We start from the raw sequence: 25,201 nt of genomic DNA, 5'->3' as shown, positions 1-25,201 counted from the left end.
CCAGGACCGCCCTCGGCGGCGGTCACGCGGCCGGGTGCGGCTCCCGCCCGGTCAGCCTGCGGGCGAGCAGGCCCAGCAGGGCGGCGTTGAACAGCCCGCACAGGACGGTCCCCGCGGAGAAGAGCAACGGGCTCAGCCAGGCGAGCGGGGAGTCACCGTCGGGCGCCAGCGCCATCAGGGGCACGTTGACGATCATGGAGAGCGGAGCCGTGGTCATGAGCGGCCAGATCCCGGCGAACCCGGGGTCCGGCGACAGGTACACGGCCCACAGGAAGAACCCCAGCGACGCCGCGACCACCGCGAGGTAGCCCCGCGCGAGCCAGTTGTCCACGGCGGGCGCCAACAGGGCCCGGATCCTCGGGAATCGGGGGCGTGCGGAACGGGCCATGTCGGTGCCTTTCTCTTCGAGGTGACGTTCGAGGTGACGTTCGAGGTGTTGTTCAGGGCGAAGGGGAGAGATTCACGCGTGCCGGACACCGGCACGGACATCCCGGACGTGGTGGGCGAACGCACCGACCACGGCCGCGTTCACCAGAGCGCACGCGAGCAGCCAGGCCCCCATGCCGACCGAGGCGGCCACCACAGCCGCCCCACCGCCGCCCTCGGCGCTACCGGGCCCGAAGGGCACGACCGCGCCCAGCATCGACAGAGGCTCCGTGAGCAGCACCGGCGCCATCGCGTACACACTGTCCGGAAACAGGAACGCCACCGGCACGGAAGCGGCGAAGACCGCCAGATACCCCCGGCCGCCCCAGTTGTCCGTGGCGAGCGCGAGCAGCCGCCGCAACCGCACAAGGCGGCCCGGCCGCGAGACGTCCGACATCGCGGATCCCTTCGTTCGGTCCGTTGTCGCTGTGTGTCCCCACGGTGTCCCGACACCCCGCACCGAGGCATGAGTACGGGTGCTCATCTCCGTCTGGGTCTCCGTCTGGGTCTCCGTCTGGGTCTTCGGCCGCGGACCCCGGGCCACATCCCGGATTCACCTGGGGCGGGGTGCTTACACGTACGCAACTCGGTTGGCAGGCGCGGTGATCGACAGTTTCGTGACAGTGCGAAGCGGACTCCTGTTCCCCTGCGCGGGGTGTGCGTACGGTGATCACCGCGGTGCCAGTGGATCTTGACCGGATCCGCATCCGCTGCCGCACTCAGCAGGCGAACGGGGGACACCGTCGCCGCTCACGGGGGATCAGGGGGAGCAGTTCGCCATGCCGTGGAACCGGCCTCACGGCGGCCGCACAGCGAGCCGTCCTGTCATTGCGTTCGTGGCCTTCGCGGGACTGACCGCGGGGGTCTTAATCGGCTGGGGCGGCTTGGACACCGTCCCCGGCTGCGGGTACGTCAGCGACGCCCACCCGTCCCAAACCGCGCGGGACTGGGTCACGTACGCCGATCATGTCGTCGTCGCCACGCCCGAGCGGGAGCGGGACACCGGGCGGCGCGACTTCGCCTCGGGCCCGTTCCGGTACCGGACCGACCGCATGGTGACCTTCCGCACCGACAAGGTCCTGTGGACCTCGGCCGACCGGCCCGGCCGCCCCGTGGACAAGGGCTTCGACATGGTCGCCCCCGGCTGGCAGGAGTACCGGCAGAGCGGCACCCGCATCAAACGCACCGCCCCCGACGCCCCCCGCCTGGAGACCGGCCACACCTACCTCCTCGCCCTGCGCTGGAGTCCGGACGGCTGGACCGTTCTGGGCGAGGGCGCCGCCGTCCCCTTCGACGACGGGGTCGCCGGTCAGGGTGAGTGGTGCGGGCGGGTCCTGTCGAAGGAGGACGTCGCCCGCGGTGAACTCTTCTCCCGCAAGGACGACGACAGTCTCGAGGAGACGATCCTCGGCCAGGACGAACAGGCGGTACGGCGCGAGCTGGACCGTGCGGTCAGGAAGTGAGCGCCGCGCTCCCCGGCCCGTCCCGCTCGTCGAGAAGAACGCCGAACGTGCCGCCAATTCCCGTCACTTCGTCCCCACCGTCCGCAGCACCGTCAGCGCCAGCGTCCGCGCCACCGCCACCACCTCCCGCACGGACACCCGCTCCCGCGCGCTGTGGGCGACCTGGATGTCCCCCGGCCCGAACTGCAACGTCGGAATCCCGGCCCCGGCGTACAGGCGCAGATCGCTCCCGTACGACGCCCCGCGCTCCCTGAGCGGTCCGCCCCCGGCATCCGCGTGCGCGCCGCGGATCACGCCGGGCAGCGGATGCCCCTCCGGCAGCCGCCCGCTCGCGAACTGCCCACCGGGCCAGGTCACGGTGACCGGATGGTCGGCCAACCAGGCGTCCCCGGCGCACACTTCGGCCACGCACCGCTCGAACGCGGCCCGCGCCGCCGCCGGCTCCTCTCCCAGCCGTACGCCCAACCGCCCCTCCGCGACCAGCAGATCGGGCACGCTGCTCGCCCAGTCCCCGGAACGCAGGGTCCCCACCGACAGGGCGTACGGGATCGCATACTCCGCCATCAGGGGGTGCGGCTCCCGGTTCCGCTCGGCCTCCAGCCGCCCCAGCGCCCGGTGCAGCGGCAGATAGGCGTCGATCGCGCTGACCCCCTCGTCGCGTGAACTTCCGTGCGCGGACTTCCCGTTGACCGCGAGCCGGAACGTCAGCGCGCCCGCGTTGGCGGTGACCAGGGTGCCGGCGGTCGGCTCGGCGATGACACAGACGTCCCCGCCGTGCCCCCGCTGCAACGTCCCGAACGCACCGAGCCCCCCGTCCTCCTCCCCCACGACGAAGTGCACGGCGACCCGCCCCCGCAGCCGCGCCCCACTGGCCCGCACCGCCTCCAGCGCGACCAGCTCCGCCACCAGCCCGGCCTTCATGTCACAGGCCCCGCGCCCGTGCACGACGTCCCCGACGACCCTGGGCACAAAGGGATCCCCCTCCCAGGCACCGGGATCCCCGGGCGGTACGACGTCCACGTGCCCCTGAAGGATCAGCGTCGGCCCGTCCCCGCCCTCCCCGGTCCGCCCGACCAGCCCCCACGCCTCGTCCCGGGCCGCCTCCGCACCGGGAAAGCCGGGGTGGGCGCGCAACGCGTCCAGATCCATCGACCACAGATCGACATCGAGCCCGAGCCGCTCCAGCCGCCCGGCGAGGTGATGCTGCAACTCCGACTCGGCGGCACTCCCGGTGACACTGGGAATGGCCACGAGCTCGGCGAGCATCCGCCCGACGGCGCCTTCGTCGATACATTCCAGCGCGGCGGCTTCCGCGGCACTCAGCATGTACGCCTCCCCATCCCGATCGGAGCCATACCTGCTCACCGTAGACGCTCCATAAGCCAGTGACTGGCAGATGTGTCCCACGCCGGGCGACGGCGACCTGGGGTTTTGCCGTCAGGTGTGGGACAGATCTGCCAATCCCCGCTGCCCTGCCCCGCCCGCCCTGCCCCTCGCCCTCAGTCCCCGCCCACCGTGAAGCCGATCGCCGAGCCGCCGCCGTCCCTCCGGAGTGCGAACGGGGCTCCGCCGTGGGCCAGGGCCACCTCGCGGACGATCGACAGGCCCAGGCCCGAGCCGGGGAGGGAGCGGGCGTCGGCGGCCCGGTAGAAGCGGTCGAAGATGCGGATCAGGTCCGCTTCGGTGATGCCGGGGCCCCGGTCCAGGACCTCCACCCGGACGGTGCCCGGGCGGGCGGGGCCGGTCACCGTGATCTCGATCGGGGCGCGGCCCGCGCGGTCGAACTTCGCCGCGTTCTCCACGAGGTTGGACACCGCGCGCGTCAGCATGCCCGGCCGGCCGTCGGTCGTCGTGTCCCCGCTCACCCGGACCACCACCTCGCGCCCGGTGCGGCGCCGCGCGAGCCCCGCCACGTCCTCCGCGATGTCGGCGAGGTCCACCCGCTGCGGCGGCTCGTTGTCGGACTGGCCGGCCGCGAGATCGACCAACTCGTTGACCAGGTCGGTCAGTTCGCGGGCCTCCTGGCCGAGGTCGGCGACCAGTTCGGCGCGGGTCTCGGGCGGCAGTTCGTCGATCCGCCGCAGCAGCGAGATGTTGGTACGCAGGGAGGTCAGCGGCGTCCGCAGCTCGTGCCCCGCGTCCTGGACCAGACGGCGCTGGTCCTCCTCCGACTGCGCCAGCCGGCCCAGCATGCGGTCGAAGGCCCGACCGAGGCGGCCCACCTCGTCGTACCCCGTCACCGGCACCTGGATACCGAGGCGGCGGGTGCGGGCGACGTCCTCCGCCGCCGAGGTGAGGATCACCAGGCGGCGGGTGATGCGCCGGGCCAGCCACCAGCCGAACAGTCCGGCCCCGACCACCACGGCCGCCATCAGGATCAGGGTGCGTTGCTGGAGCGCCCGCAGCAGGTCCTCGGTGTCGCTGAACTCCTGCGCGACCTGCACCGCGCCCCGGCCGCCGCCGAGGGAGACGGTCGCGACCCGGTAGACGTCGCTGCCGACGTCGACGTCCTTGTGCTCGGCCAGCCGCCCCGCCTTCTTGGCCGCCGCGACGAGCCGGTCGGCGGCGACGACGGGCAGCCCGGGACTGCCGGGGTCGACGACGGAGCCGTCCGCCCCCAGCACCTGCACATCGGTACGGGCCGGACGGACCAGGTCGTGGCCGGGCTCCGAGGAGGAGAAGTCCTCCGGCGTCATCCTGTGGTCCCGCACCTCGTCCCGCAGATCCTGCACGACCTCGTCGAACACGGACTGCTGGTCCACCCGGACCAGGCGGGCGGCGGCCCCGTACGACAGGATCCCGACGAGAACGGTGACGGCGGCCGTGACCGCCGCGAAGGACACCGCGAACGTGGTCGCGAGCGAGACAAGGCCGGGCCGGCGTCTGCGCAGCAACCGCGCGAGGCGGCCCACTCAGTCCGCCCGCAGCACGTAACCCACGCCCCGCACCGTGTGGATCAGCTGCGGGGCGCCCGGCTCGTCGAGCTTGCGGCGCAGATACCCGACGTAGACGGCGAGGTTCTTGGAGCCCGGCCCGAAGTCGTACCCCCAGATCCGGTCGTAGATCGTGGAGTGGTCGAGGACGATCCCGCTGTTGCGCACCAGCAGTTCCAGCAGCTCGAACTCGGTACGGGTCAGCTCCAGCTCCCGCCCGTCCCGCCAGGCCCGCCGCGCCTGCGGGTCCATCTTCAGCCCGGCCGCCTCCAGGTACCGCTCCGGCACCGGCTGTTTGGGCGCCTCGACGGGGGCGCCCCCGCCCGTCCCGCCGGTGCGGCGCAGCAGGGCGCGCAGGCGGGCGAAGACCTCCTCGACGTCGAAGGGCTTGAGAACGTAGTCGTCGGCGCCCGCGTCCAGGCCGGCGATCCGGTCCTGGGTCTCCACGAGCGCGGTCAGCATCAGGATCGGCGTCCGGTCGCCCTCGGCGCGCAGCACCCGGCAGACCTGGAGCCCGTCGATGCCCGGCATCATCACATCCAGCACGAGCACGTCGGGCGGGGTGCGGTGGGCCTGCGCCAGCGCCTCGACACCGTCGGCGACCGCGGTGACCCGGTAACCCTCCAGGGTCAGGGCTCGCTCCAGGGCGTGACGGATGGCGCGGTCGTCTTCGGCGAGCAGCACGGTCTGAGGCACGTCCCCATACTGCCAACACCGTCGCCGGTTCAGCCGGGTGAGCGGGCCGACGATCAGCCTTATTACCCGGCTCTCACCGTCACAGAGGCAACCGACGGGCGTACACCAACGCTCTTCTCACCACCGGGTGAGCGGGTGAGCGGGTGGCCGGGTGAGCGGGTGGCCGGGTGGCCGGGTGAGCGGGTGAGCGGGTGGCCGGGTGACCAGGCGCCGGGTGACCGAGCGGCCGGGTGGCCGGGTGACCAGGCGCCGGGTGCTGGGTGGCCGAGTGGCCGGGTGAGCGGGTGGTCTGGTGGCCGGGTGACCAGGCGCCGGGTGCTGGGTGGCCGAGTGGCCGGGTGAGCGGGTGGTCTGGTGGCCAGGTGACCAGGCGCCGGGTGCTGGGTGGCCGAGTGGCCGGGTGAGCGGGTGGTCTGGTGGCCGGGTGACCAGGCGCCGGGTGCTGGGTGGCCGAGTGGCCGGGTGAGCGGGTGGTCTGGTGGCCAGGTGACCAGGCGCCGGGTGCTGGGTGGCCGAGTGGCCGGGTGAGCGGGTGGTCTGGTGGCCAGGTGACCAGGCGCCGGGTGCTGGGTGGCCGAGTGGCCGGGTGAGCGGGTGGTCTGGTGGCCAGGTGCCGGGTGACCGAGCGGCCGGGTGACCAGGCGCCGGGTGCTGGGTGGCCGAGTGGCCGAACCACCAAGTGGCCCAGCCACCGAGCGGCCAGGTGACCGAGTTGCCGGGTGACCAGGTGATCCAATGGCCGAGTGGCCGAGCCACCAAGAGACCCAGCCAGCCAGTGGTCGGGTGAGCAGGTGACCGAGTGGCCGGGTGACCAGGCGACCCAGTCACCAAGGGGCCCAGCCACCGAGCCACTGGGCCCGAGTGGCCGGGTGCCCGAGAGGCCGGGTGCCCGAGAGGCCGAGCGGCCGGGTGCCCGAGAGGCCGGGTGCCCGAGAGGCCGAACCACCAAGCGACCCAGCCACCAAACGACCGGGTTAACAGGTGACCGAGTGCCCGGGCGACCAGGCGACCGACGCCAAGGGACCCAGCCACCGTGCCACCGAGTGGTCGAACCACCGAGCCACCCAGCCGCCGAGCCGCCCACCCCTCAGACCCCCGCCGCCCCCGTCGGCGACAGCGCCGCCAGCTGCTCGGCGAACGGGACCACCTCGAAGCAGTCCCTGGCCTTGGCCGAAGTCACCGACGTCCCCGACGCCGACGCCCCCGACACAACCACCCTGGCCTCCGGACGATCCTCCGGCAGCAGCGCCACCAGTTCCCCCGCCGCCCGCTCGATCCGCCCGTCCAGCCCCTCCGCGCCCCAGTCCTCCGAGGCGGCGTACACCCCGGTCGGCACGACGACGGCCCGCAGATAGGAGAAGAGCGGCCGCAACGCGTGGTCCAGCACCAGGGAGTGCCGCGCACTGCCGCCGGTCGCCGCGATCAGCACCGGCTTCCCGGCCAGCGCGTCCTTGTCGAGGACGTCGAAGAACGACTTGAAGAGCCCGCTGTACGACGCCGAGAACACCGGAGTGACGACGATCAGCGCGTCCGCCCCGGCCACGGCGTCCTGCGCGGCGGCGAGAGTACGCCCGGGAAACCCGCTGGTGAGGTGGTTGGCGATCGCCACGGCGAGGTCGCGGACCTCGACGACCTGCACCTCGGTCGGAGCGAGCCGCTCCACGGCCGCCGCCAGCCGGTCGGCCAGCAGTCGCGTGGAGGACGGCACGCTCAGTCCCGCAGAGACGACGACGAGCTTCATACGACGGTCCCCTTCTTCTCCTCGGCCGTCACTCCGGCCTTCACTTCGGCGAGCAGCGACGCGTGGGTCGGCGCCTCGGGGACATCCTTCGCGCGGCCCTTCGCGAACTCCTCGCGCAGCACTGGAACGACCTCCTCGCCCAGCATGTCGATCTGTTCCAGGACGGTCTTCAGCGGCAGCCCGGCGTGGTCCACCAGGAACAGCTGGCGCTGGTAGTCGCCGGCGTACTCGCGGAAGCCGAGCGTCTTCTCGATGACCTGTTCCGGGGAGCCCACGGTCAGCGGGGTCTGGTCGGTGAAGTCCTCCAGGGACGGCCCGTGTCCGTAGACCGGCGCGACGTCGAAGTAGGGGCGGAACTCGCGTATCGCGTCCTGGGAGTTCTTCCGCATGAAGATCTGCCCGCCGAGTCCCACGATCGCCTGCTCGGGCGTGCCGTGGCCGTAGTGCGCGTACCGGCTCCGGTACAGCTCGACCATCCGCTTGGTGTGGTCGGCCGGCCAGAAGATGTTGTTGTGGAAGAAGCCGTCGCCGTAGTACGCGGCCTGCTCGGCGATCTCGGGCGAGCGGATGGAGCCGTGCCAGACGAAGGGCGGTACGCCGTCCAGGGGGCGGGGGGTGGAGGTGAAGCCCTGGAGCGGCGTACGAAACTTCCCCTCCCAGTTCACGACGTCCTCCCGCCACAGGCGGCGCAGCAGGGCGTAGTTCTCGATGGCGAGGCCGATGCCGTCGCGGATGTCCTTGCCGAACCACGGATACACCGGGCCGGTGTTGCCGCGGCCCATCATCAGGTCCACCCGGCCGTCGGCCAGGTGCTGGAGCATCGCGAAGTCCTCGGCGATCTTCACCGGGTCGTTCGTGGTGATGAGGGTGGTGGAGGTCGAGAGGATCAGCCTCTCGGTCTGCGCGGCGACGTAGCCGAGCATCGTGGTCGGCGACGAGGGCACGAAGGGCGGGTTGTGGTGCTCGCCGGTCGCGAAGACGTCGAGGCCCACTTCCTCGGCCTTCAGCGCGATGGCGACCATGGCCTTGATGCGCTCGCGTTCGGTCGGCGTCCGGCCTGTGGTGGGGTCCGGCGTGACATCGCCGACGCTGAAGATCCCGAACTGCATGGTCGCTCACCCTCCAGGTTGTTGACCGTTCAACTATACCGCTGAACGAGCACCCCCGCCCCGTTATTCCACTTGACCCACCAACACTCCCGGCCTCATATTTGTCTGCGTGACGCAGATATTGCATGACGCAGACGACACGGACGGCGCAGACGCAGAGGAAGGGCGCGGGAAACCGCCCCTCCCCGCCCGCACCCGCTGGGCGATCCTGGCCGTGATCCTCGCCGCGGACGTCCTCGACCTCCTCGACGCCACGATCACCAACATCGCCGCCCCGACGATCACCGCGGACCTCGGCGGCGGCCCCGGTCTCGTCCAGTGGCTCGGCGCCTCCTACGCACTCGCCCTCGGCGTACTGCTCGTCCCCGGCGGACGGCTCGGCGACCGATACGGCCGCCGCCGGCTCTTCCTGCTCGGGCTCGCCGGGTTCGTGGTGGCCTCACTGGCCTGCGGGCTCGCTCCCGACCCCACGACGCTGGTCGTCGCCCGGCTCGCCCAGGGCGCCTTCGGGGCCCTCGTCATCCCGCAGGGCTTCGGCATCCTCGGCGCCACCTGGCCCCGCGACCAGATCGGCAAGGCGTTCAGCCTGTTCGGGCCCGCGATGGGACTGTCCGCGGTGGGCGGCCCGATCCTCGCCGGGTTCCTCGTCGACGCCGACGTCCTGGGCCTCGGCTGGCGCCCCATGTTCCTGATCAACCTGCTGCTCGGCGGCGCCGCCCTGCTCGCCGCCGCCCGCCTGCTGCCGCGCGACCCGGGCGACCGGACCGTCTCCGTCGACGTCCGCGGGGCCGTACTGCTCACCGGCGCGCTGCTCGGTTTGCTGGGCGGCCTGATCGACGGCTCGGCGAGTGGCTGGACCAGTCGGCCACTGATCCTCCTGGCCATCGGCCTCGCCCTCTTCGCCGCCTTCAGCCACCGCCAGCGCACCGCCCCCCACCCACTCATCGAACCGACCCTGCTCCACAACCGCGGCTTCGCGGCGGGCCTGGCCCTCGGCATCGTCGCGTTCGCCGCGACCGCCGGCCTCCTCTACGTCCTCTCCCTCTTCCTCCAACAGGGCCTCGGCCGCTCCCCCACCGGCACCGCGCTCGCCCTGATCCCCCTGACCGTCGGCATCGTCATCGCCTCGATCGCCTGCCACGGCCTGATCCACACCCACGGCCGCCGCCTCATCCCCGCCGGCCTCCTGACCCTCATCGCAGGCTGCGCCTACCTGACCCTGCTGATCCACAACTCCGGCACCCACACCGGAACCTGGGCCCTCGTCCCACCCCTGCTGATCCTCGGCATCGGCATGGGCACCTGCTTCGGCACGGTCTACGACATCACGATCGGCGACATCGCCCCGGCGGAGGCGGGCAGCGCGAGCGGCTCGCTCAACGCCGTACAGCAACTGGCCAACGCGATCGGAGCGGCAGCGGTGACCACGGTCTACTTCCAGACGACGGGCGACACGACCCACGCCACCACGGTCAGCCTCATCACGGTCACAGCAGCGCTCACCCTGTGCCTGCCGCTGGTGGGCCTACTGCCCCGCAGGGCGCAGGAGGACCAACACCACTGAGCCGTTTCTTGAGGGGCGCGGGGAACTGCGCGACAAGCCACGACGAACCCGCACCCGCCACCCAGCAGTCCCCACCACCCCCCTAGGCGCCCGGCACCAACACCACCCGCCCCCGCACCCCACCCTCGGCGAGCCGCACATGCGCCTTCACCGCCTCCTCCAACGGAAACGTCTCCGCCACCCGCAACGTCAGCACCCCCTCCTCGACCAACCCGACCAGCTCACCGAGCCGCGCCCCATCCGCACTCACCTCGACGGCCACCGTCCGAACTCCCCGCACCGACGCCGGCTGAGCCTGCGGAATGACCCCGACATACACACCCCCGTCCCGCACCCACTCCAGCGCCGCCTCCCCCAGCACCGCCGCGTCCAGTACGCCGTCGAAGGCCCCCGCCTCCACCGCACCGGAAGTGAAGTGGGCGGCCCCCAGGGACCGTACGAGCTCCTCGTCCCCCTCCCGCGCGAGCCCGGTCACCGAAATCCCCCGCCGGGAGGCGAGCTGGATGACGAACCCCCCGACCGCACCCGCCGCACCGGTCACCAGCAGGGACTGCCCCTCCGTCAACTCCGCTAGATCCAGGGCCTGTACGGCGGTCAGGGCGTTCAGCGGAAGCGTCGCCGCGTGTACGGCGTCGACCGTCCTCGGCGCCCGCGCGACCGCGTCCGTGTCCAGGACGACGTACTCGGCGTGCGTGCCCAGCGGCGCGACCATGCCGTAGTCGAGCCCGACCACCTCGTCCCCCACGTTCCACGCGGTCGCGACCCCGACGGCGTCCACCGTCCCGGCGACGTCCCACCCGAGCCCGAGCTGCTTGCCCGCGCCCCCGAAGACGCCCTGCCGCACCCCCGCGTCCACCGGGTTCAGCGTGGCCGCCGCCACCTTGATCCGAATCTGTCGCGCGGCGGGCTCGGGCACCTCGGCCTCCACGACCTCCACGGCCTCGGGCCCACCGAACGCGTTCACCACAACAGCACGCATGCCAAGTCTCCTGGTTTTATTGGCGTTTGCGGGGGTTCCCCACTTGTGCGGAACCCCCTCTCCTGCCAACAACCCTAGGAAGAGTTACTATCTATAAGTAAGTAGTTACCTGGAAGTGCGTAAGCATCCCGGAGGTGAGCCATGCCGACCCTGACCGCGGCCCAGCGGCGCGAGCAGGCCCGTGTCGAGTACGACGCGTTCATCCGCGGCTGCCCGACCAACCAGCTCCTGGACCGCCTCAGCGACAAGTGGGTCAGCCTCGTCGTCTCGGCCCTCTCCACCGGCCCGATGCGCTACAGCGACCTCACCCGCAAGATCGCCGGCGTCAGCCCCAAGATGCTCACGCAGACCCTGCGCTCACTGGAACGCGACGGCATCCTCGTCCGCACGGTCACCCCGTCCGTCCCCGTCCGCGTCGACTACGAACTCACCCCGCTCGGCCACAGCCTGGCCGTACTCCTGACCGCGGTGAAGGACTGGGCGGAGACCCACATCGAAGAGGTCCACCAGGCCCGCGAGCGCTACGACACCACGGACTGAACGGACTCGCTGGCCGGCGACCGACCGACTAGACGTCCCCGGAGCGCAGCCGCTCGACCTGCTCGGCGCTGAACCGCGTCGTACGCCGCATGTGCTCGATGATCAGGGCGAGTTGACCGTCACCGAGGTCGTCGAAGAGGACGTTGTATCCGCCCCCCAGCCGGTCCCACACCCGCGTCAGTTCGGCGAGCTTCTCCGGCACGGTGGCCACCAGCACCCGCCGCCGGTCCGCCACGTCCCGCTCCCGTACCGCGTACCCGGCCCGCTCCAGCCGGTCCACCAGCCGCGTGGCCGACCCGGTGGTCAGCCCCGTCAGCTCGGCGACCCGCCCGGTGGTCACCGGCCCGCCTTCCAGGGCAAGCAGATTCAGGCACTGCAGATCGGTCGGATGCAGCCCCAGATGATCGGCGAAGGCCTGGTTGAAGAGAGCGTAAGAGGCCATGTACCGCCGAGAAACGGTCCCCAACTCCTCGAGCAACCGCTCTCGCGCCGCGCCGCCCTCCACCTGCACCATGCAGAGATCGTACGACGCGGCCGATGGGAAGGAAGATCGGAAGGGAGCCGCCCACCCGCGCACCCTCCCATCCACACACCCTCCCATCCGTCCGCGGTCAGAAGTAGTACGTGTCGCCCGTGTCCAGGACCAGCACCCGCTGGCGGTCGTTCAAGTGGTTCCGGTCCACCACACCGCCGCTCCACACCGTGTCGATCTCCAGCAGGGCCTCGGCCGGCTCGCCCCTCAGCCGCAGCCGCAAGCCGATCTGGTCGCCCAGCCCGTCCGCGTCCAGCGCGCCGACCCGGCACAACACCACCCTCACGCCCGACCGCGCGCACCCCTCCGGCAGCAGCTGCCGGTTCGCCAACGGCTCCGACCAGCGCAGCCGCACCGTCGCGTCGGGCACCGCCGACGGCCCGTGATTCCGCGGCGTGAACCGCACCTCCACCTGGCCCGCGGCCATGGCGACGGCACCGTGATAGGCCAGATCGGCCTCGGGGTCCCCCGGAAAGTCCCCCGTCCCCGCGAAAGCCCCCGGCGCCACCCCGCCGACGGCCAGCACGGCCGCGACGCACACAGCAACAACCCGCATACCGGCACTCCTCACTCCAGCGTGGCCATACCGTCGGATGTATCCCACGCGGAGCGGGCGACAGGCGCCCTCCAACAGGTGACTGGACCCGTATGGCCAGGTGACGTGGACCCATATGGCAGGCTGCGCGGCATGCTCGTCCTGCGCTCGGCCGCCCTCTTCGTCGTCGCCGCCCTCTTCGAGATCGGCGGTGCCTGGCTGGTCTGGCAGGGCGTACGGGAGAACCGGGGCTGGCTGTGGATGGCCGGCGGCGTGCTGGCCCTCGGTGCCTACGGTTTCGTCGCCACCTTCCAGCCCGACGCCCACTTCGGCCGCATCCTCGCCGCGTACGGCGGGATCTTCGTCGCCGGTTCGATCCTGTGGGGCGCCGTCGCGGACGGCTACCGCCCCGACCGCTGGGACATCACGGGCGCGCTGGTCTGCCTCGCGGGCATGGCGGTGATCATGTGGGCGCCGCGGGGCAACTGAGCAGCGGGAGCCTCACCCGGCGTCTTCGGGCAGCAGCCCCAGCTGCCCCAGGAACTCCATCTGGTCGAAGTAGAGCCGGTAACTGACGATCCGGCCGTCCCGCACGGTCGCGAGATCCACCCCGCGAATCCTGATCTCCTTCTGCGTCGCGGGAAGCGACTCCCCGGAAGGCAGCACGATCGGACCCGTGTTCCGCCCGCTGAAGACCCCTTCATCGATGGCCGTGTCGCCGACCTCACAGGCGTACAACGTCTCGAACATCGCATCCGGCACCGCGTCCGTCATGTGCCGCCAGTACTCGACGATGTTGTCCCGCCCGTGGATCTCCCCCTCGTCCGGCGTGTACGCGACCGCGTCCTCCGCGTACAGCTCCCCGATCGCCTTGACATCCGGATGCGCAGTCAGCGCCTCGGTAAGCCGATCCATGACCTCTCGCGCTCCACCCATGATCCACCTCCACCACCAGAGGACCACCCACCTCAATTTTCCCACGCACAGCCCGAACCGGTCGGTCGGCCGCACCCAGCCCCGACCCGACACCCGCCCACAAACTGAGCCCGACCCACGAGCCGACCGCGAACCACTGCCCGAGACCGCCCCCAGCCCACACCGAACCCGGCCGACACCGAACCACGGCCCGAGACCGGCCCCCGGCCGGACCCCACACCCCAGCCCACACCGACCCCCGGCCACCACCGGACCGCTGACCGCGACCGGACCACTGACCGAGACCGCACCCCCCAACCGACCCCACACCTCCAGCCCACACCGGCCCCGGCGACATCACCTCCGGCCGAGACCACACCCCCCGGCGACACCGACCCCCAGCCCCCACCCCTCCCAACCCACCCCGGCCCCCGTCCCCCACCGGACCGCTGGCTGAGACCAGAAACCCCTCCCCGCCCCGCCCGCCTATCCTGGCGGCAGCCATTCGTACGCACGCCCGAGGAGCAGCCCATGGCCACCGCCGCCCCGTCCGCCGCCTCCCGCATCGCCGTCGTCACCGGTGCGAGCAGCGGAATCGGCGCCGCCACGGCCCGACAGCTCGCCGCCGCGGGGTACCGCGTCGTCCTGACCGCCCGCCGCAAGGACCGCATCGAGGCGCTGGAGGCGGAGATCAACGCGTCCGGCGGCCAGGCGACGGCGTACCAGCTGGACGTCACGGACCGCGCCGCGGTCGACGAGTTCGCGTCGGCCTTCCGGACGATCGGTGTCCTGGTCAACAACGCCGGCGGCGCGCTCGGCGCCGACCCGGTCGCGACCGGCGACCCGGCCGACTGGCGTTCGATGTACGAGACGAACGTCCTCGGCACCCTGAACGTCACCCAGGCCCTCCTGCCCAAGCTGGTCGCGAGCGGCGACGGCACGGTGGTCGTCGTCTCCTCCACCGCGGGCCACGGCACCTACGAGGGCGGCGCCGGTTACGTCGCCGCCAAGCACGGCGCCCACGTCCTCGCCGAGACCCTCCGTCTGGAGATCGTCGGCCAGCCGGTCCGCGTCATCGAGATCGCGCCCGGCATGGTGAAGACGGACGAGTTCGCCGTGACCCGCTTCGGCGGCGACAAGGAGAAGGCGGAGAAGGTCTACGAGGGTGTCGCCGAGCCCCTGACGGCCGACGACGTCGCGGAGACGATCACCTGGGCCGTCACCCGCCCCCACCACGTCAACGTCGACCTCCTGGTCCTGCGCCCCCGCGCACAGGCGTCGAACACGAAGGTTCACAGGGAGCTGTAGATGCCCGACGGCCCCGGCGACCCCGTCGACCCCGGCGATCCCGGCGATCCCGTCGACCTCGATGACGAGTCCGACCGTCGGCACCTCGCACTGGAGAAGAAGCGCGAACGGTTCGTCTGGTACTACCTCGCGTACTTCCTCTTCGGCATCCACATCGTGGCCTTCGTGATGATCTACGCGGTGACACACGCGAAGTAAATGCCAGGTCAGGACGGGCAGTGACCGCATATGGTCGCTGCCCGTGGACAGACACGTACGCTTCGACGCCCTGCACAACGTCCGCGATCTCGGCGGCTACCGGGCCGCCGACGGCCGCAGGATCCGCCCGCGAAGGCTCTACCGCGCCGACTCCCTGGGCAAGTTGACCCGTGACACCCCGGACTGGTCCCGCTTCCTCTCCCTGGGCATCCGCACGGTGATCGACCTGCGCCACGACTGGGAGATCGAGGCCAGGGGCCGCATCCCGCGGGACGACTCCTTCACCTACCACCACCTCAGCATCGAGCACCGCCCCTACAACCAGGCGGCGTTGGGCCCCGACATCGACCCCGGCCCCTACCTCGCCGAACGCTTCATGGAAGTCGCCGAGGACGGCACGAAGGAAATCCGCCAGGCCCTGGAACTGGTCGCGGAATCAGCGCAGTCCGACACCCCCCTGGCCTTCCACTGCGCATCCGGCAAGGACCGCACGGGCGAACTGGCAGCCCTGATCCTCTCCTTGCTCGGCGTCGACGAGCGCACGATCATCGAGGACTTCAGCCTCACGGAACTGGCCACCGCGTCCCTCCTGGCGGACTGGCGGGCGAGGAACGAGGGCAGAACCCCGACCTGGCCGGCCTTCGCCCGCGCCCCCGAGTCGGTGATGCGCCTGTTCCTGCGATCCCTCAACTCGCGCTACGGCTCGGTGGAGGGCTACGTCACGAAGGCCCTGGGCCTGGACGCCGAAGCCCTCACCGCAAAGCTCCGCGACAACCTCCTGGAACCGGCCCCGTCGACCTGGGCGCCCCTCACCTACCGAAGGGCGACCCCGGCGGACGCGATGACCCTGGTCCACCTGCGCGACTCGGTCTCCCTGTGGATGCTGGCCAGAGGAATCGACCAGTGGAAGCCCCAGGAGAAGACCGAGGCCCACTTCCTCACCCGCATGCAGGAGGGCGAGGTCTGGCTGGCCCACACAGGCGACACCCTGGCCGGCGCCTACGAACTCTGGTGGACCGACGAGGCGGCCTGGGGCCCCCACCCCTCCGACGCCGGCTACATCCACCGCCTGATGACAACCCCCCACACGGCCCCGCCCCACACCGGCCGCCAACTCCTGACCCACGCGGAATCCCGCATCACACAGTCCGCCCGCCCCTACGCCCGCCTGGACTGCCTGTCCACCAACCCCCGCCTCCGCACGTACTACGAGTCCGCGGGCTACACGGTCGTAGGCGAACAGCCCACAAAGGACGGCGGCTTGGGCAGCCCGTACGCGGTGACCTTGCTGGAGAAGGCACTCCGGTGACATGGCGAAGGGCCCGAGCCACCACGGCTCGGGCCCTTGCGTCAGCCCTTCACGCAGACGACCTGCTTCAGCTTCGCGACGACCTCCACCAGGTCCCGCTGCTGGTCGATGACCTGGTCGATCGACTTGTACGCGCCCGGAATCTCGTCCACGACGCCGGAGTCCTTACGGCACTCCACGCCCCGCGTCTGCTCCTCCAGGTCCTTCGTCGAGAAGCGCCGCTTGGCGGCGTTGCGGCTCATACGCCGACCGGCGCCGTGCGAGGCCGAGTTGAAGGCCTTCTCGTTGCCGAGACCCTTCACGATGTACGACCCCGTGCCCATGGAGCCCGGGATGATGCCGTACTCGCCGGAACCGGCCCGGATCGCGCCCTTGCGGGTCACGAGCAGGTCCATCCCGTCATACCGCTCTTCCGAGACGTAGTTGTGGTGCGCGCTGATCTCCGCCTCGAAGGCCGGCTTCGCCTTCTTGAACTCCTTGCGGATCACGTCCTTGAGGAGCGCCATCATGATCGTGCGGTTGTACTTCGCGTACTCCTGCGCCCAGAACAGATCGTTGCGGTACGCCGCCATCTGCGGGGTCTGCGCGATGAAGACGGCGAGGTCACGGTCGATCAGGCCCTGGTTGTGCGGGAGCTTCTGAGCAATGCCGATGTGGTGCTCAGCGAGTTCCTTGCCGATGTTCCGGGAGCCGGAGTGGAGCATGAGCCACACCGAACCGGACATATCTACGCAAACTTCACAGAAGTGATTCCCGGCTCCGAGCGTCCCCATCTGCAAACCGGCCCGCTCCCGCCGGAACTTCACCGCCTCGGCGACCCCATCGAACCGCCCCCAGAACTCCTCCCACCCCGCAGTCGCAAGCCCATGGAACCGCCCAGGCTCAACGGCGGAGTCATGCATCCCCCGCCCCACCGGAATGGCCTGCTCGATCTTCGACCGCAGCCGGGAAAGGTCCCCCGGCAGATCATTGGCGGTCAGAGACGTCTTGACGGCCGACATCCCGCACCCGATGTCCACCCCCACCGCCGCAGGACAAACGGCCCCCTGCATGGCGATGACCGACCCGACCGTCGCCCCCTTCCCGTAGTGCACGTCCGGCATCACGGCCAGGCCCTTGATCCACGGCAGGGTCGCGACGTTGCGCAGCTGCTGGAGCGCCACGTCCTCGACCGACGCCGGGTCGGCCCACATGCGGATCGGTACCTTCGCGCCCGGCATCTCCACGTACGACATATCGTCCTCATTCCCCCGGAAATTGTATAAAAGTCTCAGATCGCAAAACCGGCGCCAAGATCAACGAATAGGACAACGGACCGGCGTCCACGGCTGTGCGTGCGATACACATGGTGCCCAGGGGTCACCCCTGCCCGGCAAGCGAATAAGCAGCGGGAACACGCACTCAGCGAGAGGAGCCGACCGTGCAGCGGAAGGCCTATGTACCCGGCGCCGCGGCGCTCCTCGTGGCATTGCTGGCCGGCTGCACCAGCGGCTCGGACGACGGCGGCATCACGGACGACGCCAACCCCGGCGACGCCGGCACCGCGTCGGCCGCCGCCGAACCCGGCCGCTACCGCACTCTCCCGGAGCCCTGCGCCGCGGTCGGCCAGAGCACGCTCGACGCGCTCCTGCCCGGCATCCCGCAGATCACGGACGAGACGCAGCGCGAGAAGGCGTACGAGGGGGAGCCGACGGTCACGTTCGACACGGACCGCAAGGTCGGCTGCCGTTGGAAGGTGGAGTCGACGGACGCGACGGACCGTCTGCTCGTCGATCTGGAGCGGGTGGTGTCGTACGACGCCGCGAGCGACGACAGTGAGGCGGAGGGGGTGTTCGCGGAGAAGCGGGAGGACGCCGACCTCCCGGAGCCCACGGACTCCGAGTCGAGCACGTCCGACGTGAGTTCCGACGTGAGCGCCACCCCGAGTTCGTCCTCTTCCTCCTCGCCCTCTTCCTCGTCTTCCCCCTCTTCCTCCAGCACTTCTCCGAGCGCCACTCCGAGCGATCTGCAGCCCCGGCTGCTCGACGATGTCGGCGACGAGGCGTTCCTGGACGACGAGCTCAGCAGCTCGGGTTCGACGGCTCGGCAGCGCACGGTGACTGTGGCGTTCCGCACGTCCAACGTGATCGTGACGATCGTGTACGAGGAGCAGTCGGCGACGGTCGGTGTGGTGCCGGACAGTGAGGAAATGCAGGACAGGGCACGGGAAGTGGCCTCCCGGCTGGCCGACGCGCTCGCGGGTTGAGGGCCGTTCGGGCGCCTCGGCAAAGCGGGTGAACCAGAGCCGCACAGCTGCCTCACCGCGTACCGTGGCCCCTCGGACCCGAGCCGACCGCAGGAGCACGAGCAGCGTCATGAGTGAAGGAACCATGCAGCGAGCAGCACAGCGAGACCAGGGTGGGAAGCGAGCGGGGCGCCTGAGCCGGGTACTTCTCGGCGCGGCGGCAGTCCCGGTGATGCTGGTGGCGGCCGGCTGTTCCTCGGACTCCGGCTCGGACGACGCCGGGAGCAAGGAGTCCGCCGCCGGCGCCGGTGCCTCCGCGTCCGTGAGCGCGTCGCCGACGGTGCAGGCGGCGACGTATGCCTCGCTTCCCGACCCGTGCGACACCCTGTCCAAGGGCACGTTGGGCGATCTCGTACCGAAGGCGCCCAAGTCCGGCAAGCAGGGCAAGTCGGATGATGTGGCGACGCGGGGCAGTTGCTCCTGGTCGAGCCTCGACAACAACGGCGTCAAGGGCTCCCAGTTCCGCTGGCTGAACGTCTCGTTGCTCCGTTTCGACTCGGACGTCACGCGCGGCGAGGGCGACAAGCTGGCGCAGGAGTACTTCGACAAGCAGGTCCAGGACGCCCAGTCGGTGGACGGCGCGAAGAACGCGAAGACGGCGCCGGTCACCGGTACGGGCGAGGCGGCGACGCTGGTGACCTACGACCTCAAGAAGAAGGAAGGCTCCTTCAAGCAGCAGACGCTGGTCACGCGCGTCGAGAACGTCGTGGTCACCGTCGACTACAACGGGGCGGGTCTGGCGGGCGAGAAGACGCCGAGCGCGGACAGCCTGGCCAAGCTGGTGAAGAAGGCGGCCAAGGAGGCGGTGGCCGCGGTGGCGAAGGCGAACGCGGGCGGCGGCACGGGTGCGGGGGGCGCGGCGAGTCCGTCTCCGTCCGAGTCGGCGTCGAAGTCGGCCTCCAAGTCGCCCTCGGCGTCCCCGTCGAAGTCCGCATCTCCGTCCAAGTCGGCTGCGAAGAAGAGCTGAACAGGGGCTGACGGTCCCTACCGGCCACCCGTGCGCCGCACACATGTGCCACTCTGTTGCGCGCAACAACACGCAAGGGGAGGGGATCACGGGTGGCCGCACCAGTGCAGTTGACCCGGACGCACCGCGTTCTCATCGGCGTCGTCGTGTTCGGCGCCGTGATCATCGCAGGTATCGGCTTCGCGGGGTCGTACGCGGCCGTCCGTGAACTCGCCCTCCAAAAGGGCTTCGGGAACTTCAGTTACGTCTTCCCGATCGGCATCGACGCGGGCATCTGTGTCCTGCTGGCCCTGGATCTCCTCCTGACGTGGATCCGCATCCCGTTCCCGCTGCTGCGCCAGACGGCGTGGCTCCTGACGGCGGCGACGATCGCCTTCAACGGTGCGGCCGCGTGGCCGGATCCGCTCGGCGTGGGCATGCACGCGGTGATCCCGATCCTGTTCGTGGTCTCGGTCGAGGCCGCGCGGCACGCGATCGGCCGGATCGCCGACATCACGGCAGACAAGCACATGGAGGGTGTCCGGCTCACGCGCTGGCTGCTCTCCCCGCTGCCCACGTTCCTGCTGTGGCGGCGCATGAAGCTGTGGGAGCTGCGCTCCTACGAGCAGGTGATCAAGCTGGAGCAGGAGCGGCTGGTCTATCAGGCGCGGCTGAGGTCCCGCTTCGGCCGTGCCTGGCGGCGGAAGGCTCCGGTGGAGTCCCTGATGCCGCTGAGGCTCGCGCGGTACGGGGTGCCGCTGGCGGAGACGGCTCCGGCGGGCCTGGCGGCGGCGGGCATCGAGCCCGCGCTGCTGCCTCCGGCGCCGGCGCCGGTACCGGTGCCGGTGCCGACGCCGCAGGTCGAGGCGCCGGTGCAGCAGCGGGCCGTGGAGGCCGCGCCCGTCCCGCAGCAGGCGGTGGCTCCGGTCGAGGAGCAGTACGAGCAGGTGCCGGAGGAGAGCCCCTGGTTCGCTCCGCCCCAGCAGATCGAGTACCAGGGCGACTACGACCCGGCGTACGACCCGGACCAGTACGCCCAGTGGTACGCGGAGCAGCAGCAGGCCGAGCAGTACCAGCAACAGCAGCGGCCGGTCCACGAGGAGCCCTCTTCGGAGGAGACCGGCAGCTTCCCCATCCCGGTGGGCCCCAGCCGCACGCGGGAGCTCGGTGAGGGCGGCGGCAGTCCGGAGCCGGACGAGGAGTCGTACTACCAGGTCTTCAAGAAGTCGATAAGCGGCAGTGGCTATCCGACCCCGCGCGAGTTCAGCGAGAACGTCGAGGCGGAGTTCAGCCTCATGCTTCCGCCGGACGAGTCCAAGCGCATGGTCAACCGCTTCACGAACCGCTACAACGCGGAACTGGAAGAGGACCACATCGCGTAACCACGATCGCGTACGACGAGGGGGGCGCCCGGTGATTCACCGGGCGCCCCCCTCGTCGTAGAACCGGCCTTTACGCCCCGAGCAGGGTCCGCACCCGCTCCTGGCCCACGGCCAGCAGCAGGGTGGGCAGCCGGGGACCGGTGTCACGGCCCACCAGCAGGTGGTAGAGCAGCGCGAAGAACGTCCGCTGTGCGGTCTTGATCTCCGGCGGCAGCTCCTTGGGCGTCGCGTCCGCGGAGAACCCTGCCTGCACCTTGGGCACGCCGTAGACGAGATGGGTCAGCCCGTCGAGCGACCAGTGCTCGGCGAGCCCGTCGAGCAGCAGGCGCAGGGACTGCGCGGACGCCTCGTCGAGGGACTTCAGGAGTTCGACGTCCGGCTCGTCCCGCACGATGGTCCGCTGGTCGGCGGGAACGTGCGTGTTGATCCAGGCCTCGGCCTTGTCGTACCGCGGCCGGGCCTCGTCCAGCGAGCCCAGCGGGTTCGAGGGGTCGAGCTCGGACAGGATCCGCAGCGCCTGGTCCGCGTGCCCGGCGGTGATGTCCGCGACGGACGCGAGGGTCCGGTACGGCAGCGGCCGGGCCGTGCGGGGCAGCTCGCCGCCTGCCGTGCGCACCGCACGCGCGTGTGCGGCGATGTCGGCGGGGAGCGCGGAGCCGTCCGCGACCTTGGCGTCCAGCTTGTCCCACTCGTCGTAGAGCCGCTGGATCTCCTGGTCGAAGGCGATCTTGAAGGACTGGTTGGGGCGGCGCCGGGCGTAGAGCCAGCGCAGCAGCTGCGGCTCCATGATCTGGAGCGCGTCGCCGGGCGTGGGCACACCGCCCTTGGACGACGACATCTTCGCCATCCCGGAGATCCCCACGAAGGCGTACATGGGCCCGATGGGCTGCTTCCCGCCGAAGATCCCGACGATCTGCCCGCCGACCTGGAAGGAGGACCCCGGGGACGAGTGGTCGACACCGCTCGGCTCGAAGACGACACCCTCGTACGCCCACCGCATCGGCCAGTCGACCTTCCAGACCAGCTTGCCGCGGTTGAACTCGTTGAGCCGCACGGTCTCGGAGAAGCCGCAGACGTCGCAGGTGTACGTCAGCTCGGTGCTGTCGTCGTCGTACGCCGTGACGGTCGTCAGGTCCTTCTCGCAGTTGCCGCAGTACGGCTTGTACGGGAAGTAGCCTGCGCTGCCGGAGGAGCCGTCGTCCTCGTCCGCCGCTCCCGACCCCTCCGCGGCCTCCAGCTCGGCCTCGTCGAGGGGCTTCTGCTGCTTCTTCGGGGGCGCCTTCTTCGTCCGGTACTGCTCGAGGATCGCGTCGATGTCACCGCGGTGCTTCATGGCGTGCAGGATCTGCTCGCGGTACACCCCGGAGGTGTACTGCGCGGTCTGGCTGATCCCGTCGAACTCGACCCCGAGCTCGCCGAGCGCCTCGACCATGGCGGCCTTGAAGTGCTCGGCCCAGTTCGGGTACGCCGAGCCCTTCGGCGCGGGCACGGAGGTCAGCGGCTTGCCGATGTGCTCGGCCCAGGACTCGTCGACGCCCACGATGCCGGCCGGCACCTTGCGGTAACGGTCGTAGTCGTCCCAGGAGATGAGGTGCCGGACCTGGAGGCCCCGGCGCCGGATCTCGTCGGCGACCAGGTGCGGGGTCATGACCTCGCGCAGGTTCCCGAGGTGGATCGGCCCCGAGGGGGACAGCCCGGACGCGACGACGACCGGTTTGCCCGGGGCCCGACGCTCCGACTCCTCGATGACCTCATCCGCGAAACGGGAGACCCAGTCGGTGGTCTCGGTGCTCTGAGCCACGGGGCACGTCCTTCTTTCTCTCCTGAAGCAGCCGGTACGGTCTACGGCTGGCGCACCCATTCTCCCAGCTAGGTCGGCAACAAGGAAAACGCCTTATCAGGGACCGGCCCCCGATAGGCGGCGCAGCCGCCTTAAGGGGCGCGGGGAACTGCGCGACCGGCCCCCACCGGCCCGCACCCGGCATCGAGACCGAAAACCCCTTTGCGACCCCGTGGGATACTGACAGGGACTGTCAACCCGGCCCCCGACCAGAACGGCACCCATACCCATGGCCCCGGTCACGTCCATCACCGCGAACGTCAACGCACGCCTCGCCGACGCCCTCACTTCCGCTCTCCCGGAAACCGACGGAGTCGACCCGCTGCTGCGACGAAGCGACCGGGCCGACTACCAGGCCAACGGGATCCTCGCCCTCGCCAAGAAGGCGAAGGCGAACCCGCGGGAGCTGGCCGTCCAGGTCGTCGAGAAGATCACCAAGGGCGACCTCCTGGCGGACGTCGAGGTCTCGGGCCCCGGCTTCCTGAACATCACGGTCACCGACAAGGCGATCATCGAGACCCTCGCCGCCCGCGCCGCCGACGGCGACCGGCTCGGCGTGCCCCTCAAGGACAACCCCGGCGTCACCGTCGTCGACTACGCCCAGCCCAACGTCGCCAAGGAAATGCACGTCGGCCACCTCCGCTCCGCGGTCATCGGCGACGCCCTCCGCGGCATGCTCGACTTCACCGGCGAGCGGACGATCGGCCGGCACCACATCGGCGACTGGGGCACCCAGTTCGGCATGCTCATCCAGTACCTGGTCGAGAACCCGGGCGAGCTGGCCCCGCCCGAGGACGTCGACGGCGAGCAGGCCATGTCGAACCTGAACCGGGTCTACAAGGCGTCGCGCGCGGTCTTCGACACGGACGAGGAGTTCAAGGAGCGCGCCCGCAAGCGGGTCGTGGCCCTCCAGTCCGGCGACAAGGAGACCCTCGAACTGTGGCAGCAGTTCGTCGACGAGTCGAAGGTCTACTTCTACTCCGTCTTCGAGAAGCTGGACATGGAGATCCGCGACGAGGAGATCGTCGGCGAGTCCGCGTACAACGAGGGCATGCCCGAGACCGCCCGCCTCCTGGAGGAGATGGGCGTCGCGGAACGCTCCGACGGCGCGCTCGTGGTCTTCTTCGACGATATCCGCGGCAAGGACGACAAGCCGGTCCCGCTGATCGTGCAGAAGGCGGACGGCGGCTTCGGCTACGCGGCCTCCGACCTGACCGCGATCCGCAACCGTGTCGTCGACCTGGACGCGACGACGCTGCTGTACGTCGTGGACGTACGCCAGTCGCTGCACTTCAGGATGGTCTTCGAGACGGCCCGCCGCGCCGGCTGGCTCGGCGACGACGTCACCGCGCACAACATGGGCTACGGCACGGTGCTGGGCGCGGACGGCAAGCCGTTCAAGACGCGTGAGGGCGAGACGGTGAAGCTGGAGGACCTCCTGGACGAGGCCGTCGAGCGGGCCACGGCCGTCGTGCGCGAGAAGGCCGAGAAGGTGGGCCTGACCGAGGAGGAGATCGTCGAGAACGGCCGGTACGTCGGGATCGGCGCCGTGAAGTACGCGGACCTGTCGACCTCGCCGAGCCGTGACTACAAGTTCGACCTGGACCAGATGGTCTCGCTGAACGGCGACACCTCGGTCTACCTCCAGTACGCGTACGCCCGTATCAAGTCGATCCTGCGCAAGGCCGACGACAAGCGGCCGACCGCCCACCCGGAGCTCGAACTCGCCCCGGCCGAGCGGGCGTTGGGCCTGCACCTGGACGCGTTCGGCGACCTGCTCACGGAGGCGACGGCGGAGTACGCACCGCACAAACTGACCGCGTACCTGTACCAGCTGGCGTCGCTCTTCACGACGTTCTACGACCAGTGCCCGGTCATCAAGCCGGAGCCGCCGAAGGACATCGCGGAGAACCGTCTGTTCCTCTGCGACCTGACCGCCCGCACCCTCCACCAGGGCATGGCCCTGCTGGGCATCAGGACGCCCGAGAAGCTCTGAGCGCGACCGCGCACCTGCGCACAGCCAGAGGCCAGTCGCTCAGGCAGGCTCGCAGACCCCGGCAGGGTGGACGAACTCGCACCACACCACCTTGCCGGGGTCCCGCTGTCCCACCCCCCACTTGTCGGCGAGCGCGGCGACGAGCAGCAGCCCGCGCCCGCCCTCGTCGGCCTCGTCCGCGACACACGGCTCGCCGCCCCCGCTGTCATGCACCTCCACCCGCAGTACGGCCCCGTCGTACCGCACCCGCAGCAGGAACCCCCGCCCCGGCGGCGCCCCGTGCACGAGCGCGTTGGTCGCCAACTCGCTCACACACAGCGACACATCATCGGCCCGCTCCCACGCCGAGATCCCCCAGTGGACGAGGGACCACCGCGCGAACCGCCTGGCGGCGCCCACGGAACGGCGATCACGTCGATAGAACTGGTCGCGCTGGAAGGCGAGTTGGCTTTGCTCATTCACGGTACGAATGTCGCGCAGAGTCACTGGCGTGGATCAGCGAGTG

The 25,201-nt window shown here is 70.6% G+C and carries 25 protein-coding genes; 11 read left to right on the top strand and 14 right to left on the bottom strand.

Features of this window, described 5'->3' with window-relative positions:
* Positions 1-22: 22 nt before the first annotated feature.
* Both OG381_RS26730 and OG381_RS26725 read right to left on the bottom strand, forming a co-directional pair.
* The gene (locus OG381_RS26730; protein WP_327718612.1) at positions 23-388 is read right to left on the bottom strand and encodes an SCO4225 family membrane protein; all 366 of its coding nucleotides are present in this window, start codon (positions 386-388) and stop codon (positions 23-25) included.
* Positions 389-460: 72 nt separating this feature from the next.
* Positions 461-823, bottom strand: coding sequence for an SCO4225 family membrane protein (locus OG381_RS26725; protein ID WP_327718611.1), 363 nt, complete (start codon positions 821-823; stop codon positions 461-463).
* 439 nt (positions 824-1,262) lie between these two features.
* Here OG381_RS26725 and OG381_RS26720 point away from each other — a divergent pair, with 439 nt between their 5' ends.
* Positions 1,263-1,889, top strand: a complete 627-nt coding sequence (locus OG381_RS26720; protein WP_327718610.1) for a hypothetical protein — start codon at positions 1,263-1,265, stop codon at positions 1,887-1,889.
* 63 nt (positions 1,890-1,952) lie between these two features.
* Here the strand turns inward: OG381_RS26720 and OG381_RS26715 are convergent, their stop codons facing one another.
* From OG381_RS26715 to OG381_RS26695, 5 genes are all read right to left on the bottom strand, one after another.
* Positions 1,953-3,215 carry an ArgE/DapE family deacylase gene (locus OG381_RS26715; protein ID WP_327718609.1) on the bottom strand — a complete coding sequence of 421 codons (1,263 nt, stop codon included), beginning with the start codon at positions 3,213-3,215 and terminating at the stop codon, positions 1,953-1,955.
* A gap of 173 nt (positions 3,216-3,388) precedes the next feature.
* On the bottom strand, positions 3,389-4,801 hold the full coding sequence (locus tag OG381_RS26710; protein ID WP_327718608.1) for a HAMP domain-containing sensor histidine kinase: 1,413 nt from the start codon (positions 4,799-4,801) through the stop codon (positions 3,389-3,391).
* Positions 4,802-5,518: a response regulator transcription factor gene (locus OG381_RS26705; protein WP_327718607.1), complete on the bottom strand. Its 717-nt coding sequence runs from the start codon at positions 5,516-5,518 to the stop codon at positions 4,802-4,804.
* Positions 5,519-6,605: 1,087 nt separating this feature from the next.
* Positions 6,606-7,259: a CE1759 family FMN reductase gene (locus tag OG381_RS26700; protein ID WP_327718606.1), complete on the bottom strand. Its 654-nt coding sequence runs from the start codon at positions 7,257-7,259 to the stop codon at positions 6,606-6,608.
* Positions 7,256-8,368: an LLM class flavin-dependent oxidoreductase gene (locus tag OG381_RS26695; RefSeq protein ID WP_327718605.1), complete on the bottom strand. Its 1,113-nt coding sequence runs from the start codon at positions 8,366-8,368 to the stop codon at positions 7,256-7,258. Before OG381_RS26695 ends, OG381_RS26700 begins: the two co-directional genes overlap by 4 nt.
* Positions 8,369-8,477: 109 nt before the next feature.
* Between OG381_RS26695 and OG381_RS26690 the strand changes: the two genes are divergently transcribed.
* Entirely contained in the window at positions 8,478-9,932 is a 1,455-nt protein-coding gene (locus OG381_RS26690; protein WP_327718604.1) for an MFS transporter, read from the top strand.
* 82 nt (positions 9,933-10,014) lie between these two features.
* Here OG381_RS26690 and OG381_RS26685 read toward each other — a convergent pair whose 3' ends face one another.
* Positions 10,015-10,911: an NADP-dependent oxidoreductase gene (locus OG381_RS26685; protein WP_327718603.1), complete on the bottom strand. Its 897-nt coding sequence runs from the start codon at positions 10,909-10,911 to the stop codon at positions 10,015-10,017.
* 141 nt (positions 10,912-11,052) lie between these two features.
* Between OG381_RS26685 and OG381_RS26680 the strand changes: the two genes are divergently transcribed.
* Positions 11,053-11,451, top strand: coding sequence for a winged helix-turn-helix transcriptional regulator (locus OG381_RS26680; protein WP_307027500.1), 399 nt, complete (start codon positions 11,053-11,055; stop codon positions 11,449-11,451).
* A 28-nt stretch (positions 11,452-11,479) separates the two neighbouring features.
* On the opposite strand, the gene OG381_RS26675 is transcribed toward OG381_RS26680, so the two are convergent.
* Both OG381_RS26675 and OG381_RS26670 read right to left on the bottom strand, forming a co-directional pair.
* Entirely contained in the window at positions 11,480-11,965 is a 486-nt protein-coding gene (locus tag OG381_RS26675) for a MarR family winged helix-turn-helix transcriptional regulator (RefSeq protein ID WP_327718602.1), read from the bottom strand.
* Between the two features lie 97 nt (positions 11,966-12,062).
* Positions 12,063-12,539: a hypothetical protein gene (locus OG381_RS26670; protein WP_327718601.1), complete on the bottom strand. Its 477-nt coding sequence runs from the start codon at positions 12,537-12,539 to the stop codon at positions 12,063-12,065.
* A 132-nt stretch (positions 12,540-12,671) separates the two neighbouring features.
* On the opposite strand from OG381_RS26670, the gene OG381_RS26665 reads away from it, so the two are divergent.
* Positions 12,672-13,007: a YnfA family protein gene (locus OG381_RS26665; protein WP_327722563.1), complete on the top strand. Its 336-nt coding sequence runs from the start codon at positions 12,672-12,674 to the stop codon at positions 13,005-13,007.
* Between the two features lie 12 nt (positions 13,008-13,019).
* Here the strand turns inward: OG381_RS26665 and OG381_RS26660 are convergent, their stop codons facing one another.
* Positions 13,020-13,454 carry an ester cyclase gene (locus OG381_RS26660; protein WP_327718600.1) on the bottom strand — a complete coding sequence of 145 codons (435 nt, stop codon included), beginning with the start codon at positions 13,452-13,454 and terminating at the stop codon, positions 13,020-13,022.
* Positions 13,455-13,964: 510 nt separating this feature from the next.
* Here OG381_RS26660 and OG381_RS26655 point away from each other — a divergent pair.
* From OG381_RS26655 to OG381_RS26645, 3 genes are read left to right on the top strand one after another with little or no spacing between them, the layout of a single operon-like run.
* The gene (locus OG381_RS26655) at positions 13,965-14,741 is read left to right on the top strand and encodes an SDR family NAD(P)-dependent oxidoreductase (RefSeq protein WP_266823697.1); all 777 of its coding nucleotides are present in this window, start codon (positions 13,965-13,967) and stop codon (positions 14,739-14,741) included.
* On the top strand, positions 14,742-14,939 hold the full coding sequence (locus OG381_RS26650; RefSeq protein WP_327718599.1) for a hypothetical protein: 198 nt from the start codon (positions 14,742-14,744) through the stop codon (positions 14,937-14,939).
* Between the two features lie 43 nt (positions 14,940-14,982).
* Positions 14,983-16,248 carry a tyrosine-protein phosphatase gene (locus OG381_RS26645; RefSeq protein WP_327718598.1) on the top strand — a complete coding sequence of 422 codons (1,266 nt, stop codon included), beginning with the start codon at positions 14,983-14,985 and terminating at the stop codon, positions 16,246-16,248.
* A 41-nt stretch (positions 16,249-16,289) separates the two neighbouring features.
* Here OG381_RS26645 and OG381_RS26640 read toward each other — a convergent pair whose 3' ends face one another.
* Positions 16,290-17,483, bottom strand: coding sequence for an RtcB family protein (locus OG381_RS26640; protein WP_327718597.1), 1,194 nt, complete (start codon positions 17,481-17,483; stop codon positions 16,290-16,292).
* 185 nt (positions 17,484-17,668) lie between these two features.
* Between OG381_RS26640 and OG381_RS26635 the strand changes: the two genes are divergently transcribed.
* From OG381_RS26635 to OG381_RS26625, 3 genes are all read left to right on the top strand, one after another.
* A complete protein-coding gene (locus OG381_RS26635; RefSeq protein WP_327718596.1) occupies positions 17,669-18,493 on the top strand; it encodes a DUF3558 domain-containing protein in 825 nt (274 codons plus the stop codon).
* Between the two features lie 109 nt (positions 18,494-18,602).
* Positions 18,603-19,499, top strand: a complete 897-nt coding sequence (locus OG381_RS26630) for a DUF3558 family protein (protein ID WP_327718595.1) — start codon at positions 18,603-18,605, stop codon at positions 19,497-19,499.
* A 92-nt stretch (positions 19,500-19,591) separates the two neighbouring features.
* A complete protein-coding gene (locus OG381_RS26625) occupies positions 19,592-20,860 on the top strand; it encodes a DUF2637 domain-containing protein (RefSeq protein ID WP_327718594.1) in 1,269 nt (422 codons plus the stop codon).
* Between the two features lie 70 nt (positions 20,861-20,930).
* On the opposite strand, the gene lysS is transcribed toward OG381_RS26625, so the two are convergent.
* Positions 20,931-22,721, bottom strand: a complete 1,791-nt coding sequence (lysS, locus tag OG381_RS26620; RefSeq protein ID WP_327718593.1) for a lysine--tRNA ligase — start codon at positions 22,719-22,721, stop codon at positions 20,931-20,933.
* Positions 22,722-22,929: 208 nt separating this feature from the next.
* Here lysS and argS point away from each other — a divergent pair, with 208 nt between their 5' ends.
* Positions 22,930-24,696 (top strand): arginine--tRNA ligase, encoded by a 1,767-nt coding sequence (argS, locus tag OG381_RS26615; RefSeq protein WP_327718592.1) that lies wholly within the window; start codon positions 22,930-22,932, stop codon positions 24,694-24,696.
* Positions 24,697-24,735: 39 nt separating this feature from the next.
* Here the strand turns inward: argS and OG381_RS26610 are convergent, their stop codons facing one another.
* The gene (locus tag OG381_RS26610; protein WP_327718591.1) at positions 24,736-25,158 is read right to left on the bottom strand and encodes an ATP-binding protein; all 423 of its coding nucleotides are present in this window, start codon (positions 25,156-25,158) and stop codon (positions 24,736-24,738) included.
* Positions 25,159-25,201: the final 43 nt, after the last annotated feature.

Source organism: Streptomyces sp. NBC_00490, from assembly GCF_036013645.1.
Classification (GTDB): Bacteria; Actinomycetota; Actinomycetes; order Streptomycetales; family Streptomycetaceae; genus Streptomyces; species Streptomyces canus_F.
Note: the sequence above shows the minus strand (reverse complement) of the source record. Positions and strands in the feature narration are given on the sequence as shown.

Excerpts from the sequence above, each read along its gene's own strand:
- OG381_RS26660 (WP_327718600.1), bottom strand. The coding sequence starts at position 13,454 with ATGGGTGGAGCGCGAGAGGTCATGGATCGGCTTACCGAGGCGCTGACT.
- OG381_RS26730 (WP_327718612.1), bottom strand. The coding sequence starts at position 388 with ATGGCCCGTTCCGCACGCCCCCGATTCCCGAGGATCCGGGCCCTGTTG.
- lysS (WP_327718593.1), bottom strand. The coding sequence starts at position 22,721 with ATGGGTGCGCCAGCCGTAGACCGTACCGGCTGCTTCAGGAGAGAAAGA.
- OG381_RS26675 (WP_327718602.1), bottom strand. The coding sequence starts at position 11,965 with ATGGTGCAGGTGGAGGGCGGCGCGGCGCGAGAGCGGTTGCTCGAGGAG.
- OG381_RS26715 (WP_327718609.1), bottom strand. The coding sequence starts at position 3,215 with ATGCTGAGTGCCGCGGAAGCCGCCGCGCTGGAATGTATCGACGAAGGC.
- OG381_RS26640 (WP_327718597.1), bottom strand. The coding sequence starts at position 17,483 with ATGTCGTACGTGGAGATGCCGGGCGCGAAGGTACCGATCCGCATGTGG.
- OG381_RS26665 (WP_327722563.1), top strand. The coding sequence starts at position 12,672 with ATGCTCGTCCTGCGCTCGGCCGCCCTCTTCGTCGTCGCCGCCCTCTTC.
- OG381_RS26725 (WP_327718611.1), bottom strand. The coding sequence starts at position 823 with ATGTCGGACGTCTCGCGGCCGGGCCGCCTTGTGCGGTTGCGGCGGCTG.
- OG381_RS26630 (WP_327718595.1), top strand. The coding sequence starts at position 18,603 with ATGAGTGAAGGAACCATGCAGCGAGCAGCACAGCGAGACCAGGGTGGG.
- argS (WP_327718592.1), top strand. The coding sequence starts at position 22,930 with ATGGCCCCGGTCACGTCCATCACCGCGAACGTCAACGCACGCCTCGCC.
- OG381_RS26680 (WP_307027500.1), top strand. The coding sequence starts at position 11,053 with ATGCCGACCCTGACCGCGGCCCAGCGGCGCGAGCAGGCCCGTGTCGAG.
- OG381_RS26695 (WP_327718605.1), bottom strand. The coding sequence starts at position 8,368 with ATGCAGTTCGGGATCTTCAGCGTCGGCGATGTCACGCCGGACCCCACC.
- OG381_RS26700 (WP_327718606.1), bottom strand. The coding sequence starts at position 7,259 with ATGAAGCTCGTCGTCGTCTCTGCGGGACTGAGCGTGCCGTCCTCCACG.
- OG381_RS26685 (WP_327718603.1), bottom strand. The coding sequence starts at position 10,911 with ATGCGTGCTGTTGTGGTGAACGCGTTCGGTGGGCCCGAGGCCGTGGAG.
- OG381_RS26670 (WP_327718601.1), bottom strand. The coding sequence starts at position 12,539 with ATGCGGGTTGTTGCTGTGTGCGTCGCGGCCGTGCTGGCCGTCGGCGGG.
- OG381_RS26655 (WP_266823697.1), top strand. The coding sequence starts at position 13,965 with ATGGCCACCGCCGCCCCGTCCGCCGCCTCCCGCATCGCCGTCGTCACC.
- OG381_RS26650 (WP_327718599.1), top strand. The coding sequence starts at position 14,742 with ATGCCCGACGGCCCCGGCGACCCCGTCGACCCCGGCGATCCCGGCGAT.